16 protein-coding genes are annotated in these 15233 nt (G+C 65.3%); 8 read left to right on the top strand and 8 right to left on the bottom strand.

Translation table 11 applies throughout. The features are described 5' to 3' along the window. Window positions 1-2 precede the first annotated feature (2 nt). From GGQ90_RS24775 to GGQ90_RS24760, 4 genes are all read right to left on the bottom strand, one after another. Window positions 3-1166 (bottom strand): efflux RND transporter periplasmic adaptor subunit, encoded by a 1164-nt coding sequence (locus tag GGQ90_RS24775; protein WP_188084238.1) that lies wholly within the window; start codon window positions 1164-1166, stop codon window positions 3-5. Between the two features lie 4 nt (window positions 1167-1170). Further along, entirely contained in the window at window positions 1171-2424 is a 1254-nt protein-coding gene (locus tag GGQ90_RS24770) for a TolC family protein (protein ID WP_188084237.1), read from the bottom strand. A gap of 68 nt (window positions 2425-2492) precedes the next feature. Continuing rightward, the gene (locus tag GGQ90_RS24765) at window positions 2493-2834 is read right to left on the bottom strand and encodes a hypothetical protein (protein WP_188084236.1); all 342 of its coding nucleotides are present in this window, start codon (window positions 2832-2834) and stop codon (window positions 2493-2495) included. Window positions 2835-2917: 83 nt separating this feature from the next. Beyond that, window positions 2918-3577, bottom strand: a complete 660-nt coding sequence (locus GGQ90_RS24760; RefSeq protein ID WP_188084235.1) for a cation diffusion facilitator family transporter — start codon at window positions 3575-3577, stop codon at window positions 2918-2920. A 75-nt stretch (window positions 3578-3652) separates the two neighbouring features. Between GGQ90_RS24760 and GGQ90_RS24755 the strand changes: the two genes are divergently transcribed. The 4 genes from GGQ90_RS24755 to GGQ90_RS24740 are packed head-to-tail and all read left to right on the top strand — an operon-like array spanning window position 3653 to window position 5941. After that, entirely contained in the window at window positions 3653-4051 is a 399-nt protein-coding gene (locus tag GGQ90_RS24755; protein ID WP_188084234.1) for a MerR family transcriptional regulator, read from the top strand. Window positions 4052-4106: 55 nt separating this feature from the next. Further along, window positions 4107-4742: a cation efflux transmembrane domain-containing protein gene (locus tag GGQ90_RS24750; protein ID WP_188084233.1), complete on the top strand. Its 636-nt coding sequence runs from the start codon at window positions 4107-4109 to the stop codon at window positions 4740-4742. Then, window positions 4739-5383, top strand: coding sequence for a class I SAM-dependent methyltransferase (locus GGQ90_RS24745; RefSeq protein ID WP_188084232.1), 645 nt, complete (start codon window positions 4739-4741; stop codon window positions 5381-5383). The genes GGQ90_RS24750 and GGQ90_RS24745 overlap by 4 nt, the downstream gene beginning before the upstream one ends. Before the next feature lie 12 nt (window positions 5384-5395). After that, window positions 5396-5941 carry an MAPEG family protein gene (locus tag GGQ90_RS24740; RefSeq protein WP_188084231.1) on the top strand — a complete coding sequence of 182 codons (546 nt, stop codon included), beginning with the start codon at window positions 5396-5398 and terminating at the stop codon, window positions 5939-5941. Here GGQ90_RS24740 and GGQ90_RS24735 read toward each other — a convergent pair. Continuing rightward, the gene (locus GGQ90_RS24735) at window positions 5927-7804 is read right to left on the bottom strand and encodes an FTR1 family protein (RefSeq protein WP_425506125.1); all 1878 of its coding nucleotides are present in this window, start codon (window positions 7802-7804) and stop codon (window positions 5927-5929) included. The genes GGQ90_RS24740 and GGQ90_RS24735 overlap by 15 nt on opposite strands. 231 nt (window positions 7805-8035) lie before the next feature. On the opposite strand from GGQ90_RS24735, the gene GGQ90_RS29115 reads away from it, so the two are divergent. Together GGQ90_RS29115 and GGQ90_RS24730 are read left to right on the top strand one after the other, a co-directional pair. Continuing rightward, on the top strand, window positions 8036-8506 hold the full coding sequence (locus GGQ90_RS29115; RefSeq protein WP_223178437.1) for a hypothetical protein: 471 nt from the start codon (window positions 8036-8038) through the stop codon (window positions 8504-8506). Window positions 8507-8608: 102 nt separating this feature from the next. Continuing rightward, window positions 8609-8947 (top strand): hypothetical protein, encoded by a 339-nt coding sequence (locus GGQ90_RS24730; RefSeq protein WP_188084229.1) that lies wholly within the window; start codon window positions 8609-8611, stop codon window positions 8945-8947. Window positions 8948-9260: 313 nt separating this feature from the next. On the opposite strand, the gene GGQ90_RS24725 is transcribed toward GGQ90_RS24730, so the two are convergent. The 3 genes from GGQ90_RS24725 to GGQ90_RS24715 all read right to left on the bottom strand — a co-directional run bounded on the left by GGQ90_RS24725 (window position 9261) and on the right by GGQ90_RS24715 (window position 13005). Further along, window positions 9261-9647 carry a MerR family transcriptional regulator gene (locus tag GGQ90_RS24725; protein WP_188084228.1) on the bottom strand — a complete coding sequence of 129 codons (387 nt, stop codon included), beginning with the start codon at window positions 9645-9647 and terminating at the stop codon, window positions 9261-9263. Continuing rightward, the gene (locus tag GGQ90_RS24720; RefSeq protein ID WP_026109406.1) at window positions 9644-12013 is read right to left on the bottom strand and encodes a heavy metal translocating P-type ATPase; all 2370 of its coding nucleotides are present in this window, start codon (window positions 12011-12013) and stop codon (window positions 9644-9646) included. The genes GGQ90_RS24725 and GGQ90_RS24720 overlap by 4 nt, the downstream gene beginning before the upstream one ends. Window positions 12014-12117: 104 nt before the next feature. Further along, complete coding sequence (locus GGQ90_RS24715; RefSeq protein ID WP_026109407.1) at window positions 12118-13005, bottom strand: NAD(P)/FAD-dependent oxidoreductase; 888 nt, start codon at window positions 13003-13005, stop codon at window positions 12118-12120. Between the two features lie 241 nt (window positions 13006-13246). On the opposite strand from GGQ90_RS24715, the gene GGQ90_RS24710 reads away from it, so the two are divergent. Both GGQ90_RS24710 and GGQ90_RS24705 read left to right on the top strand, forming a co-directional pair. Then, window positions 13247-13591 (top strand): flagellar biosynthetic protein FliQ, encoded by a 345-nt coding sequence (locus GGQ90_RS24710; protein WP_017502270.1) that lies wholly within the window; start codon window positions 13247-13249, stop codon window positions 13589-13591. A 100-nt stretch (window positions 13592-13691) separates the two neighbouring features. After that, window positions 13692-14975: a type II restriction endonuclease gene (locus GGQ90_RS24705; RefSeq protein WP_246428431.1), complete on the top strand. Its 1284-nt coding sequence runs from the start codon at window positions 13692-13694 to the stop codon at window positions 14973-14975. Window positions 14976-15233 lie beyond the last annotated feature (258 nt).

The raw sequence follows: 15233 nt of genomic DNA, 5'->3' as shown, positions 1-15233 counted from the left end.
GCTCAGTCCTCGTCCCCGCCTTCGCCCTTGCCGAGTTCGGCCTTGAGGACAAAGCTGTTGGCGGCGGCGATCTGCTCGCGGCCGGTCAGGCCCCAGAGGACCATGACGGAAGCACCGCTGGCCTGGCCGAGGGTGACCGGCGCGGCCCGGAATCCATCCCCTGTGCGGACGAACACGACCGGCTTGTCGCCGATCGTCTGCACCGCGGTCGACGGCACGCTGACTGCGCTTCCGCCTCCATTTTCGTTGCCGCCGCCGCCGCCGAGCAGGATCGCGGCCTGCACGCTCTCGCCGACGCGCCACTGACCGCTGCGGTTATCGATCGCCGCGATCACCGGCACCAGCCGGGTCGTGGCGTCGAGCACCGGCGAGACGAAGGTGATGCGAGCCGTGGCTTGCCGGCCCGGCGCGCTTACCTCGACGGTGGCGCCCGGCCGGACACGGCCGGCATCGGCGGCCGACAGCGACAGGGTCAGCGACACCGTGGAGAGATTGGCGACCCGGAACAGTTCGGCATCGGCCGCGACGGTCTGGCCGAGCGTGACCGAGCGCGCGATCACCTGGCCGCCGATCGGCGCGCGAATCGCGAGACGGTTGAGCGATCCGCCGCCGCCGCCCGCGGCGGACACTTGTTGACGCGCGAGCCTGAGCGCGATCTCTGCTTCGCGCGCCGCGGTGCGGGCGGCGATCAGATCCTGCTCGGCCGACACGCGCTCGTTGAACAGCCGCTGTTCGCGACGGAGGTTCGACTGGGCGAGCGCGGCGCGCGCCTGCGCCGCCTCGACCTCGGCGTTGAGTTGGGCGGCTTCGCGGCTCTCGATGACCGCGAGCGTCTCGCCGCGACCGACCGACTGGCCGAGATTGCGGGTCAGCGCGACGACGCGCCCGCCGATCGCCGCCGACACCACCTGGGTGCCCTGGGGATCGCCTTCGATCGTCCCGGGCAGCTCGATCGCGCCCCCGCCGCCGACAGTCGGGCGGACGAGCTGGATACCGGCGGTCGCGATCTGCTGCGGGCTGAGCTTGATGACGCCTTGCGAGGGCGCTTCAGCGCCTTCCTTGGCTTCGGTTTCGGCCTTTTCTTCGGAGGGCTTGGTGCCGCCACACGCGGCGAGAGTCGCGATAAGCGCCAGGGGCAGCGTCGCCCGCAAAATCGTGATCTTCATGGGCTCAGTCTTTCGTGATCGTGGGAGCGGCGCCGGTGAGGCGCTGGAGGCGGGCGCGCGCGTCGTGCCAGGCGGCGAGCGCGTCGATCGCGGCGGCGCGGGTCTCCGCCAGCGTGCGCTCGGCGTCGAGCAGGTCGAGCTGGCCGAACTTGCCCTCGCGATAGCCGATCCGCGCGATGCGTGCGGTCTCGACCGCGGCGGCCAGCGCAGGCCCGGTCGCGTTGCGCGCATCGGCCGCCGCGTTTGCCACTTCGGCCTCGGCGGCAGAGATCGCCTGTTCGGCGTCGATTCGCGCCATGCGCCGTCGCGCGTCGGCCCGGTCGCGCTCGGCGCGCGCCTGGGCGACGCCAGCGCTGCCATTGTTGAACAAAGGCAGCGGGATCGACACGCCGAATACCGCGGCGGTGTCGTTGGTCGCTTCGAGCCGGCGTGCGCCAGCGCTCAGCGTCACGTCGGGAATGCGCTGCGAGCGGGCGAGCCCGACCTGCGCATCGGCGGTCGCGACTTCGGCATCGGCCGCGGCCAGCGCGAGCGTGCCGTCGACACCGGCTCGTGCCGAGGGACCATAGCCGTCGAGCCGATCGAACCAGGCAAGGTCGAGCCCGGCCATGACGGGGCGGCCGATCAGCCGGGCCAGCGTGTCGCGGACAACCACAGCGTCGCGCTCGGCGCGGGCGGCCGCCGCCTCGGCATTGATGCGGAGCACGTCGGCGCGTTGCTGCTCGATCGGCGAGGCGCGTCCCGCGCTCACGCGGATCCTGGCGGCGCGATAGGCCTCGGCGGCGATCCCCGCCTGCTCGCGGGCGATGCCGAGTCTGCGCTCGGCGGCCACGGCGGCGACATAGGCCTGGGTGACTCGCAGCGTGACATCGGCATCGGCGATCGCGGCATCGACCCGCGCCCGCACGCCCTGTGCGTCGGCGAGGCCGATCCGCGCCGAGCGCTTGCCGCCCAGTTCGATCGGCAGTGCGAACCCCACGGTGGTCTCTGCGCTGTCGATGCCGCGATAGGCGCCGCTGCCGGCGACATTCTCGGTTTGCGCCTCGAGCGAGGGATTGGGGCGCAGGCCGGCGACGGTGCGCGCCGCGCTGCTGGCGCGCAGGTCGGCGGATGCCGCTTCTAGCGCGGGCGAGGCTTGGCGGGCGGCGGCGAGCGCTTCATCGAGCGTGAGCGACACCGTGGCCGGCGGCGCGTCCTGCGCTGCGACCTGGGTGGAGCAGAGGGCCGCGGCGAGGACGGCCGCGAAGATACGGGACATGGGAAATGATCTCCTGACGAAAGGCTGGGAGTCCGCCGTGGCCTGCAGCCGCGTGGACGATCGGCGCGTCAGGCGATCGGTGGTCTCAGGTCGCGCGCGGCGGTTATCGCGTCGGGCTCGATCGCGGGATCGATCCTCAGCGTAGTCCGGGCAATTGGGGTGATCGTTGCCGGGCCGTCGACGGCGGGCATGCTCAGATGATGATTGTGGCAGCTGCCGTGGTGATGCGGCGCCGGATTGTCCGCGTCGCCCGGAACCTCGTCGCCATCGCAAGCGACATGGTCTCCGGCCCCGGCGGACAGCTCAAGGCAGCCGACGATCTCGGCCGCGTGCGCCGCCGACACCGAGAGACCCGTCCACAAAGAGAGGACGAGCATCAGGCCGGCGATCAGGGCGAGCGATTGTCGCATCGGCTGCTCTGCTAGCCGGACGGCACGGCCAAGCAAAGCGGCGGGGCGGGATCGCCTCCCATTCTCCTGTTTCGACGCCATATTTATTCCCCCTGAAGAATTGGCTGCGCGGGCGCCGCGTGCAATAGATGCGGCGCCCGCAGCTCGGCCGCCGCCTGGCGCATGATCTGGATGCCGCCGCTGATCCCGAGCGTGGCGAGGATCGCGGCAACGGTCAGGTCGGGCCATGCCGAGCCGGTGCCGAACACGCCGAACGCGGCGGCGACCACGGCAACATTGCCGATCGCGTCATTGCGCGAGCAGATCCATACCGAGCGCATGTTCGCCTCGCCGCTGCGAAAACGGTACAGGATGAAGGCGACCGCGACATTGGCCGCCAGCGCGAGACCACCGACAATCCTCATCGTCTCGGCCTGCGGAAGCGTGCCCGCGAACGCGGCATAGCCGGTGCTGCCGATCACCCAGACCCCGAGCGCAAACAGGGTGGCGCCCTTGAGCATCGCCGCGCGCGCACGCCAGGTGAGCACCATGCCTGCAACTCCGAGGCTGATCGCGTAGTTGGCACTGTCGCCGAGGAAGTCGAGCGCGTCAGCCTTGAGTGCGGCCGAGTGGGCGGTAACGCCCGCGAAAATCTCGACGCCGAACATCGTCGCGTTGATGATCAACGCAATCCAGACCGCGCGCCGCCAGCGCGGATCGTTGGATGGGTCCGGCTTCGCGGACGCGCAGCTGTTGCAGGCCATTTCATTACCTCGAACGACTCGATGTCATGCGCTATGTGCGGCCTGTAGCAACTATAGGGTCAAGCGGGATTTCTGATGCAGATTGGTGAACTGGCACGAACGACCTCGACCAAGGTCGAGACCATTCGTTTTTATGAGAAGATCGGATTGCTTCCCGAACCCGGGCGCACCGCGGGCAACTACCGCGACTATGGGGCCGCCCATCTGGCGCGGCTCTCCTTTATCCGCCGCGCGCGCGACCTTGGTTTTACACTCGATCAGGTGCGCGAGCTTCTTGCGCTTTCCGACGATCGCAGCCGCTCGTGCGGCGCCGTCGACAGCGTCGCGCGCGCGCATCTCGCGCAGATCGATCAGAAGATCGCCGATCTCCGCGCACTTCGACGCGAGCTTGACGAAGTGATCGGCCAGTGCAGCCAAGGCGCTATTTCCGACTGCCGGATCATCGAAGCGCTGGGACCCCACGCAAGGCATTGACCCTATAGCTGCTACAGGGTGCAGAACATGCTCGCGACTCGCGGCGGAGATGACGATGAGCGACTGCGAATGTGAGGCGGACACCAAGCGGGCAGGCGCTGATCCGGCCTATCGGCGGGCGCTGTGGATCGTGGTCATCCTCAACGTCGGGTTCGGCCTGTTCGAGCTGGTTGGCGGTTTCATTGCCGGTTCGCAGGCGCTGAAAGCAGATTCGCTGGATTTCATCGGTGACGGGTCGATCACGCTCGTCGGGCTGATCGCGCTCGGTTGGACTGCGGTCGCGCGAAGCCGCGTCGCGCTCGTGCAAGGCATCTTTCTCGCGAGCCTCGGGCTCGGCGTCATCGGGTTCGCAGCGTGGCGCGCATTCCATGCGGCCCCGCCCGAAGCCGAACTGATGGGCGTGATCGGTATCGCGGCGCTCGTCGTCAACGTATCGGCCGCCTTGATCCTCGCGCGGTTCCGGGACCAGGGAGATGCGACGTCTCGCGCCATCTGGCTGTTCTCGCGCAACGACGCGCTTGCCAATATCGCCGTGATCGCCGCTGCCGCGCTGGTTGCCTGGACGGGACAGGCCTGGCCTGATCTCGTCGTTGCCGGCGTGATCGCGCTGCTGTTCCTCCATTCCGCCTATGACATAATTCGCGACGCGCGCCGCGAGCTGGCGGAACATGCAACGAGGGCACGGGCATGAATGATAGCGCCTACACGCCGCCGCTCGGGATCGGCGACACCGCGGATTACGATCGCGCAATCCGGCGCTGGACCCGCGAGATGCGTTGGCGCAGCGCCATGATCGAGCTGCTCGCGCCGCGCCCCGGCGAGACCATCATCGATGTCGGGTGCGGCACGGGCAGCTTCGCGGTCATGCTCAAGGCGGCCGCGCCTGGCGTGCGCATCATCGGCATCGATCCCGACGAAGAAGCGCTGGCGATCGCTCGCGCCAAGGGCGACGCCGCGGGTGCGGACATCCATTGGGAGCGCGGCTTCGCGCGGGACATCGGTTCCCGCTCTGCCGACGCCGTGGTGTCGAGCCTGATGTTCCACCAGGTGCCGATGGCGGAAAAGCGGGCGGGCCTCGGGGCGATGCACGCGGCACTCCGCCCTGGCGGCAGGCTCGTGATCGCCGATTATGGGCGGCAATGGGGATTGATGCGGCTGCTGTTCCGCCTGACTATCCAGCGGCTCGACGGCGTGGCCGACACCCAGCCCAATGCCGACGGCGTGCTTCCGGAACTCGTGCGCGCGACGGGGTTCGACAATGTGCGCGAAGCAGCGCGCATCCACACGGTGACGGGCACGATCGCGCTGATCGCGGCGGATCGGCCGGGCTGACGGAGCGTGGCCATGACGGACCTCAAAGCGGAGCAGAAGGAGATCAGGAAGCAGTCGGGGCTGGCCTTTCTGCTTTGTGCCGCGATCTCGGTCGCGTGCGTCCTCTTTCTGCCCAAGCTGGTCACTTTCCCGTCTGTGATCGGCGCGCGGCTTGCCTTCGCGATCCAGACGAGCTTCGTCCATTTCGCCCTCGTCCTGCTCGCCGTCCGCCTGGTCTCGAGCGGGCGCTACCGGTCCGCCGCCGACATCGGCGGCGCGGCCAAGGGGCCGCCGAGCCCCGCGCTCGCGGTCAAGGCCGCGTTCCTGCAGAACACGCTGGAGCAGGCATTCCTCGGCGTCGGCGCGCATCTGCTGCTCGCCTCGGTCGCCGGCGGCCGCTGGCTGGGGCTGCTGGTCGCATCGTCCATGCTGTTCGCGGTCGGCCGCTGGAGCTTCTACCGCTGCTATCCCGATGGCGCCGGCGCGCGCGCCTTCGGGATGGCGACGACGGCGCTCGGGTCGCTGACCTGCTACCTGGTCGCGCTCGCGATGCTCCTCGGTCGCCTATTCGGCGGGTGATCCTGACGAGCGGGCCGTGGCCGCACTGCGCCCGCTGTACCAGAAGCCGGCGACGAGCACGACGATTGTCGCGGCCTGCGCAAGCACGGTCTCGGTCGTTGGAAACAGACCCAGAAACTCGATGCGCGGTATATTGGCCAGCGGCACCACGCCGAGGATGCCTGCCTCCTGCAGCCCGGCAATGCCCTTGCCCGCGAGGACGACCGCAAGAATCGCGATCAGGATCGAGCTCCACGAGAAGAATTGGGTGATCGGCAGCCGGGCGCTGAAGCGGAGCATGATCCAGGCGATCAGAGCGAGCAGTGCGGTCGCTGCGCCGGCTCCGGCCAGCATCGCCACGCCATTCCCTTCCCCCCACAGTGCCGCATAGAACAGGATCGTCTCGAACACCTCGCGGTAGACGACCACGAACGACAGCAGGAACAGGAACCAGCCCGACTGGCGCGACAGCGCGGCGGTCACCTTCGCCTTCACATAACGCTGCCAGGCTTCCGCGTTGCTCTTGCCGTGCATCCAGATGCCAACGGTGAGCAGGATGATCGCTGCGAACAGCGAGCCGAAGCCTTCGGTGAGCTCACGCGAAGCGCCGCTCACGCTGATGAAATAGGTCGCGACGAACCAGGTGGCGACACCAGCGGCGAGCGCGGCGATCCAGCCGCCATGGACGAAACCCAGCACTTCGGGGCGCTCGGTCTTCTTGAGGAACGCGATCATCGCGACGACGATTAGCAGCGCCTCGAGCCCTTCGCGCAGCAGCACGCCGAACGCGCCAAGAAAGCTCGACGCACTGCTCGCCCGCTCGGGCGCCAGGGCGGCTTCAGCCTCGGCGAACAGGCTGGCCAGCGAGCGGTTCGCCGCTTCGACTTCGCTTGCCGGACGCCCTTGTCCGATCGCCGCGCGAAGCTTCGCCATCGCCCCCTCGATCCGCGCCATCAGGGCCGCATCGCGCGCGGCAAGCACCGGCTCGACCGGCTCGAAGCCATCGAGATAGGCGGAAAGCGCGAGATCTGCTGCGGCCTTGCGGTCGCCGGCGCGATAGGCTGCCATACTCTGGTCGAGCCGTTCGCGCGTCAAGGCAAGCGAGCCATCGACGCGCACGGTCACCGCGGCGGGATGGCGGCGCAGAAAGGCGGTAAGCGCGGCCGCTTTTTCCGGGCCGATATCGGCCGCCAGCGCGGCCGGGGTGACGCCGACCAGCGCCGCGAGATTGGGATATTTGGCGCGGAGCGCGGCATCGCCGCGCCACAACCGCTCGCCGTCACGCGCGGCGGTCTCGGGATAGGCGAATTGACCGGCGTGAAAGGCCAGCGCCCAGCGATCGGCTTCGGGCAGCGCCGCGAAACTCTGCATCGCGGTGCCGTCCAGGCCCTGGCTGATGACCTGGTAGAGGCCGAACAGGCTGCGCTGATCGGCGCGCGCCTTGTCGGTGAACGCGATCGGCGGCGGATCGAGCTTGGCTGCGTCCGGGCCGTGGCCATCGCCGCTTGCGCCATGGCAGGCGGCGCAATTCTGCGCGTAGAGCGCGGCGGCTCGCGTCAAATCCGGCGGCGAACTGGGCGCGAGCGGTACTGGATACGCCGCAAGCAGCGCTGCAGCGAGCGCTCGGGATTGTTCCGCCACCATCGCCGGCGGCGCCTTGGCGGCGATCGCATTGCGCAGCGTCCCCGACCGGCGAAGCAGATCCGCCTTGGCCGATGTTGGAGCCAGTGCCCGGACCCGAGTTTCGACCTGCCCGGCAAATTCGGACATCTCGGCATACTCGGCCGAACTTATCACTTTCCCGTTCGAGACAGCTCCCGCGTAGTCCACCCCGATATAATCGAGCAACCGCCAGCTGGTCTGCACGTCCGCATCGCTCGCCAAGGCTCGCCCTGGAAGCACGATCACGATCAGGGCGAATGCCAAGACAACAAGATTCGCTGTCGAGCACCATTTGAAGGCAAAAGCGGTGGAAGGGGCGGCAGGCAAACGGAGGTACATGTGCGAGTCTCTGCTAAGAATTATTCGCAACTTGCACCCTGTAGCAACTAGAGGGTCAAGAGGCATTGATCAGACCGCAGGGCTGGGCGGGGGGGAGACGTTGACAGCTGTTCGGTGCTGGCCTCGGTGATGGGGGGCCATGATGGCGCCACGGGCTTCGGAATAGTCGGTTTCCGGGCGCAGAACCTTGACTCGGTTCAGCAACAGTCAGAAAATGTGCTGATGAGACGAGCGCATAAAATAGCGCTGATCTTAGGCGTCCTACTCGGCCTGTTCGGACAGATAGTCACAGTTGCCGCAAGCCCAATTGTGGCAACTGCATTCAGCGCAACGGCGCCAGCGGTGATGCCCATCGACTGTGCCGGGATGATGCAAGACAAAGGCGAGAAATCGCTGCCCTGTCAGCGGATGACGCTCGCTTGCGTGGCCGGCATGGGTTGTCTTCCCCTATTTGCTCTCAATAGCCGGTCGCCCCTCGCGGCGGAAATGGTGAGCACGAATCCGCTTCTCATCTCACCGTCTTATCCGGCGCTACACGGACGATCGTCCCAGCCCGAACAGCATCCACCCAACACCTTGGCCTGACAACTCGCCAGGCGAACCCTCCCAAGCGCTGGACGGCGCCGTGCGCTGCCCGCCCCTCCGGGGCCGTTTGCCCAGAGCACTTTCAGTCCAAGGAGAGGAATCATGAAGACCTTGATATTCAGCGCTACGGTGGCCGCATTCACGATGCTCGCCGCCGCCCCAGTTCCGGCATTGGCACAGGCAGATGTCGAGAAACCGGCTACCATCAAGTGTGAGTGGCAACCCCAGGCTCCTGGTCTGCGTGCACCGCTAAGTGCACGGGTCTGCAGGAAGGTCGCCGACCAACGCGAGCAGTGGACAGGCAAAGGTGGACCGGAATGCGATCCGGCCTATACCGGCAAAACCGGCCGTTATGTGTGGCGGCAGCGGCCGCAATATGGTCCGCGTGCGCCGTTGCAGGGACCGGTCCGCGTTTGGGTCGATGGGAGCGATGTCTGCTGATAGCGTGAAGTGACGGCGAGGCGCTAACTTCCCCTCGCCGTCGATCATGGATTGGCGAACATTGCCTGTTCCAAACTTGTCGGAGCTCTTCGGGAGGCTCTTTCATGGCTCCTCCCGAAGAGCTCAGCGACTGTCTATAGTATCCGGGTGGCCGTCACGTCGAACGCGACCTTGCCGCGACGGCAATGCCATCGAGCAGTGAAGGCTTGCCGTCGAACGCCATGTTCATCGCCGCCGACCGTCCGCGCCGGCTCGTGAAGCTGACGGGACGCGAATTGCAAAACTGAGAGTGCAGGCGTGTCGTTGAACATGTTCAAGATGCCAGGTGCGTCAGGATCGGACATTCCGGTCGGTTGTTGCCGTCACAGGTCTTCGCCAACCCCATCAGCGCTTCTCGCATCGCATTTAGCGCATCCGCCTTGCGGCCAAGGTCGGCCGCTCGGGCCTCTGCCAGCGCCTTGACCTCTGAACTGGCGCGTGCACGATCGGACCATAGATCAAGCAGCTTTTGGATTTCTTCGATCGGAAAGCCGAGATCGTGGGCATTGGCTATGAAGCGCAGGCGATGGACGTCGGCGTCGCTGTAATCGCGATAGCCACTATCCCGCCGCACAGCCGATGGGACCAGGCCGATCTTTTCGTAGTGGCGGATCATCCGCTGTGAGACCCCGCTCGCGCCCGACGCACCGCCTATGTTCATAGCGCCGCCCGATTAAGGCGCAGCGCGTTGGTGACCACGCTGACTGAGGACAATGCCATCGCTGCTGCAGCGATGATCGGCGAAAGCAGGATGCCGAAGATCGGATAGAGCAGCCCTGCCGCGATCGGGATCCCGGCGGCGTTGTAGATGAAGGCGAAGAACAGGTTCTGGCGGATGTTGGACATCGTCGCCTCGCTAAGCCGGCGCGCACGCACGATGCCGTTAAGGTCGCCCTTCAGCAGGGTCACGCCAGCGCTTTCGATCGCGACATCGGTGCCCGAACCCATCGCGATGCCGACATCGGCGGCGGCGAGCGCGGGCGCGTCGTTGACCCCGTCGCCAGCCATGGCGACGATGCGCCCTTCACTCTTCAATCGCGCGACCACCGCGCTTTTCCGATCCGGTAGCACTTCGGCTTCGACGTCGTCGATCCCGAGCTTTCGCCCGACCGCTTCGGCCGTGGTGCGATTGTCGCCGGTCAGCATCACGACCCGTATGCCCTCCTTGCGAAGCGCCGCGATGGCCTCGGCCGTCGTCGCCTTGATTGCATCGGCGATGGCCAGAATGCCGGCCGCCTGCTTGTCGATGCCGATGAAGATGGCGGTCGCGCCATCCTGGCGCAGTTCGTCCGCCTGGGGCTCGAGTGCGCTGACGTCGATCCCGTTTTCTGACAGGAAACGGGCGTTGCCCAGGGTGATGCGCTTGCCATCCACCGTGCCGATCGCGCCCTTGCCGGTCGGTGAATCAAAGTCCGCGACCTCGGGAAGCACGATTCCCCTGTCCTTGGCGGCGGCGATCACGGCGAGCGCCAGCGGATGTTCGGACGCCCGCTCCACGCCGGCGGCGAGCCGCAGCAGTTCGGTCTCTTCATAGCCTGTCGCCGGAATGATGCGGGTGACCGATGGTCGCCCCTCGGTCAGCGTACCTGTCTTGTCGACGACGAGCGTGTCGATCTTCTCCATCCGCTCCAGCGCTTCGGCATTCTTGATGAGCACGCCGAGCCCCGCGCCCCGGCCGATGCCGACCATGATCGACATTGGCGTCGCAAGCCCCAAGGCGCAGGGGCACGCGATGATAAGCACGGCGACGGCGGCGATCAGGCCATGGGCCAGACGGGGTTCTGGCCCCCAGATACCCCATACACCAAAGGCAATGAGCGCGATCAACAGGACGGCGGGCACGAACCATCCCGCGACCTGGTCGGCCAGGCGTTGGATAGGTGCTCGCGAACGCTGCGCGTCAGCGACCATCTGGACAATGCGCGCCAGCATCGTGTCGCGGCCCACCTTCTCGGCGCGCATGACGAGGGCACCGCTCTGATTGATCGTTCCGCCGATGACAGTGTCGCCGAGCGCCTTCGTGACGGGCATCGACTCACCCGTCACCATCGACTCGTCGAGCGAGGATCGGCCGTCTTCGACCTTGCCATCGACCGGTACTTTTTCGCCCGGCCTGACACGGAGGAGATCGCCGACGGCTACCTGGTCGAGCGATACCTCCTCGTCATTCCCGTCGGCGCCAATGCGGCGCGCGGTCTTGGGGGCGAGGTTGAGCAGCGCCTTGATGGCGCCTGAGGTCCGCTCGCGGGCGCGCAGTTCGAGCACCTGTCCAAGCAGCACCAGCACGGTGATGACGGCGGCGGCCTCGAAATAGATAGCGACTGTGCCGTCCATCATTCGAAACGCTGCGGGGAACACCCTCGGGGCGATGGTCGCGACCACGCTATAGGCCCAGGCCACGCCCGTCCCCATCGCGATCAGCGTGAACATGTTGAGGTTGCGCGTCCGGATGGACACCCATCCCCGTTCGAAAAATGGCCAGCCCGCCCAGAGTACGACCGGGGTTGCCAGTGCAAGCTGCAACCATCCGGACATGCGGGCCGGTACAAGATTGTGCAGTGCTGGGAACAGGTGGCTGCCCATTTCCAGGACAAAGACCGGGATGGTGAGCAGCACCGCGATCCAGAAACGCCGCGACATATCCAGGAGTTCGCCGCTTGGTCCGGTGTCTGCCGTCACAAGTTCCGGCTCGAGCGCCATGCCACAGATCGGGCATGGCCCGGGATGGTCTTGACGGACCTCCGGGTGCATGGGGCAGGTCCAGATCGCGCCTGGTTGAGCGACCATCGCCTCTTTGTCACCCGCGGACAAGTAGCGCACCGGCTCGGCGACAAACTTCGTGCGGCATCCGGCGCTGCAGAAATGATATTGCTCGCCATGATGCGAGGCATGATGAGGCGTTGCGGCCGGATCGACCATCATCCCGCAAACCGGATCCTTGGCCGTCTTCGCGTCCGTGCCGCCGCCGTGCTTGGCCGCGCAGCAGCTGTGCGCACCCGAATTGCTTGCAGGAACAGGGTCAGTCACAGGCTCGTCTCCTTATCGACGAAAAGCAATCTGGGGCCTGACATCGTGTCAGGGTCAAGCCCGACGAAAATATATTTTCGCGTGGCTGACTCTGCGCTGCCGCGTCAGCCGGACAACAGATTGTGGATGGCCGTCGCGGCCTTAGCCGCCTGACCTGCCGCAACGGCAATTTGATCCAGTCCTTCAACCATGTCGCCGGCCGCGAACAGGCCGCCGACTGTCGTTTGCTGGTGCGCATCGACGACGATGCCACCTCCCCGGCTCAGGCCAGCGCCAGCCATTCGCGCCAATTCCGAGCGAGGGGCGGTTCCGAGGGCAACATAAAGGGTGTCGAATTGGAGCAATTGGCCATCGGCCAAATGGGCGTGCAGGAATTCTCCATCGATCGACAAATCTCGAACCGGCGCGCGTTCGACGGCAATACCGCCTCGAGCCAGATCTGCCGTCTCGGCTACCGACAATTGCGAACTGTCTTGCGCGAGCAAGGTCACGGTGTCGCTATAGTGGCGAACGAACAAAGCCTCGGCCGCGCCATGGTCGGAGCAGCCCAGCACGGCCACTCGCTTGCCGCGGACCTCATAGCCGTCGCAGATCGGGCAATAACGTATCAATCCCTGGGCGACGCCTCGATCATGCGTTTCCTGCCTCATTCGGGGTCGATGATTTGTGACGCCTTGGGCAAGCAATATTGACCGGGCACTGAAAGTCTTGGCATCTGTATCGACGACGAAACCTGTCCTGACCCGGTCGATGCGATCGACGAGCCCAGGGACCAATTCGGCACCGTACTGGGCGGCATGTCGATGCATACGGACAAGCAGATTTTCGCCAGAGATACCGTCTGGAAAACCGAGGAGGTTATGTGTCGTCGGGATGCGGGTCGCGCGGCCATCGCCAGCATCGATGACCAGCGTAGAACGCAGAAACCGGGCTAGATAGGTGGCTGCTGTCAGCCCTGCGGGGCCGCCGCCGATGATGACGCAGTCGTACATGCGTGCCTTTCACTGAGCTCGGTCTTCACTGGTATTACGCGGAATGAGGCTTCTTCCCTCAAACGAGTGCGCGTTCTTCGAAAAAAAGGTCGGGTCGTGAGGGGTAAACCCCGTCGCTGCGTAAAATCAGATGAAGCCCATCGCCTAGCAGGATGGACAGCCGAGGTGCCCACGGGTCGCAGCGTGGCGCGGGGGCGAGCGGATGTGGGGAAGACGGATTGGAATAAACCGATCGCGCTCCATGTCGCTCGCCCCGCAACAACCACAGGCCGCAACGTCAGGGGGCGACGAAACCATCATCGTCGGGGGAGAGATGGAGACCTACAGCCCTTTTTCGGTTTCGATGGGCCAGGCGCTTTGGGTGATAATGGTTGTCGCTGGACCCCCGCTGATAATCATGCTGGTGGTCGGGCTCATTATCTCCATGATCCAGGCTGCGACTTCGATCAACGAACAGACTGTGAGCTTCGTCCCCAAGCTCCTGGCGTTCATTTTGTTCCTCGCGCTTTACGGGGCAACCGTTGGCGATCTCCTGATCGGCTACACCCGTGACCTGCTGACGCATATTCCGGACGATATCAGATGACGCGGGTCGCTTTTCGTCCTGGGCGGCCGCGCAAAAACTGTTCGTATACGGGGCGGAGTGTTAGCGTTGGAGAAGATCGACGCGAATGGGGGAACGGGGTTTGGCGGAATTTGAATTGCTGGCGCGGCAACTGATCCAACGATGGAGGGAAGATCCGAACGCGACGTATCAGAGCTGGTTTCTATGGGACGAGCGCATCAAGAATTTTCGTTCGATACGGCGTGGTCTCGCCCAGGTGGTCGCTGAAATCGAAGCCGGAAGGTTCGGCGTCGCCTATCGCGGATCTTCGCTGGAAACGGTCGTTCATTCAGTCGCAGAACAGAGGCAGATCTTCAAAGGCGCGGACCATGCGTTTCTCTGGAAGCCCAAATTGCGGATCCCCGACATCTATGAAAACCCGGCGAACCAGCGCGCCTTTGGCCGATTGCTCGATCACTGCGCCTGTTGCGACACCGCGGAAGAGATTATCGCAGGTATCCACACGATTGATCGCCTGAACATCAAGGGGCTGGGGCCTGCGGTCGCCAATCTCCTCTATTTCCTGCATCCGACCCTCGTGCCGCCGTTCAACACCGCGATCGTCAACGGCTATAACAAGCTGACCGGCGGCAAGGTGAAGCTCGGAAGCTGGCACCATTTTCTCGCCATGCGCTCGGGTGTGCTCGACCTGAACGAGCGGTTTCGCGATCTTCTGTCAAACGATCTGGGCGCTATTGGCGGCCTCCTGTTCGATATCGGCTCTGGCCGTTATCCGGCGCCGCCCCGCGACGAGGAAGACCAGACCCTGGGATCCTGGACCGCACGCCTCGAACAAGCTCGGGCGGAAGCACAAACGCTCAACAAAGCGCTGCAGAAGCAGGGCGAGAGTGATCGAACCCATTCGGAAATCCAGGCATGGCTGCGCGATATCGGTCTGGCCCTGGGGTATGACGTCTGGATCGCATCCAATGATCGGGGGCGACTGCATGACGGTGTGCGTTTGGGGGAGGGGTGCCTCGAGAGCTTGCCGGCTTCAATTTCGACGTCGACCGGAGCGGATGCTATCCGCCTCATTGATGTTTTGTGGCTGGAGCGGGGTGGTGACCGGGTCGCGGCAGCCTTCGAAGTCGAACATTCGACTTCCATCTATTCGGGGATCGTCCGGATGCTCGATCTTGCCCTGAGCGGCAGCGACCTGCATGCCACAGCCGGATTGTTCCTTGTCGCTCCAGATGCTCGCGAAAGCGAAGTGCGCGCGCAAATCGCAAGGCCGGCGTTCAGCCGGATCGCGGACCTGGAGATCGCCTATCTCCCTTATGGTGAGCTAGAACGGAACAAGGACGCGATTTCCCGGTTTGGCTCGGGCCTTAAAGCGATCAAAGCTATTTCGCGCGCGCTTCCATGAAGGCGGATTACATCCCCGATGCAGGTGGGGCCAGCAGTCCTAACCATGCAACGAGGGCTAGAATGACAAGAGCGCATCCGGTTTCAATGGCGAGGCTGCGACGAAGTGTTCCTATCGCCGAGGATGTATTGCCCGTTTCAATGGCTGCAGCGAGGGAGGGGGTCGGGGGTTGAGTAGCAACGGAACAGAAAACCTACATAAGGCAGCACGCCTCGAGGCCCCGCGCCCTTCCGGAATGGTAGAAAGTGGTGGTTTCCT

Origin of the sequence: Sphingobium scionense, assembly GCF_014197035.1 — a bacterium.
GTDB lineage: Bacteria > Pseudomonadota > Alphaproteobacteria > Sphingomonadales > Sphingomonadaceae > Sphingobium > Sphingobium scionense.
The sequence above is the reverse complement of the archived record's forward strand: the minus strand, read 5'-3'. Positions and strand labels throughout refer to the sequence as shown.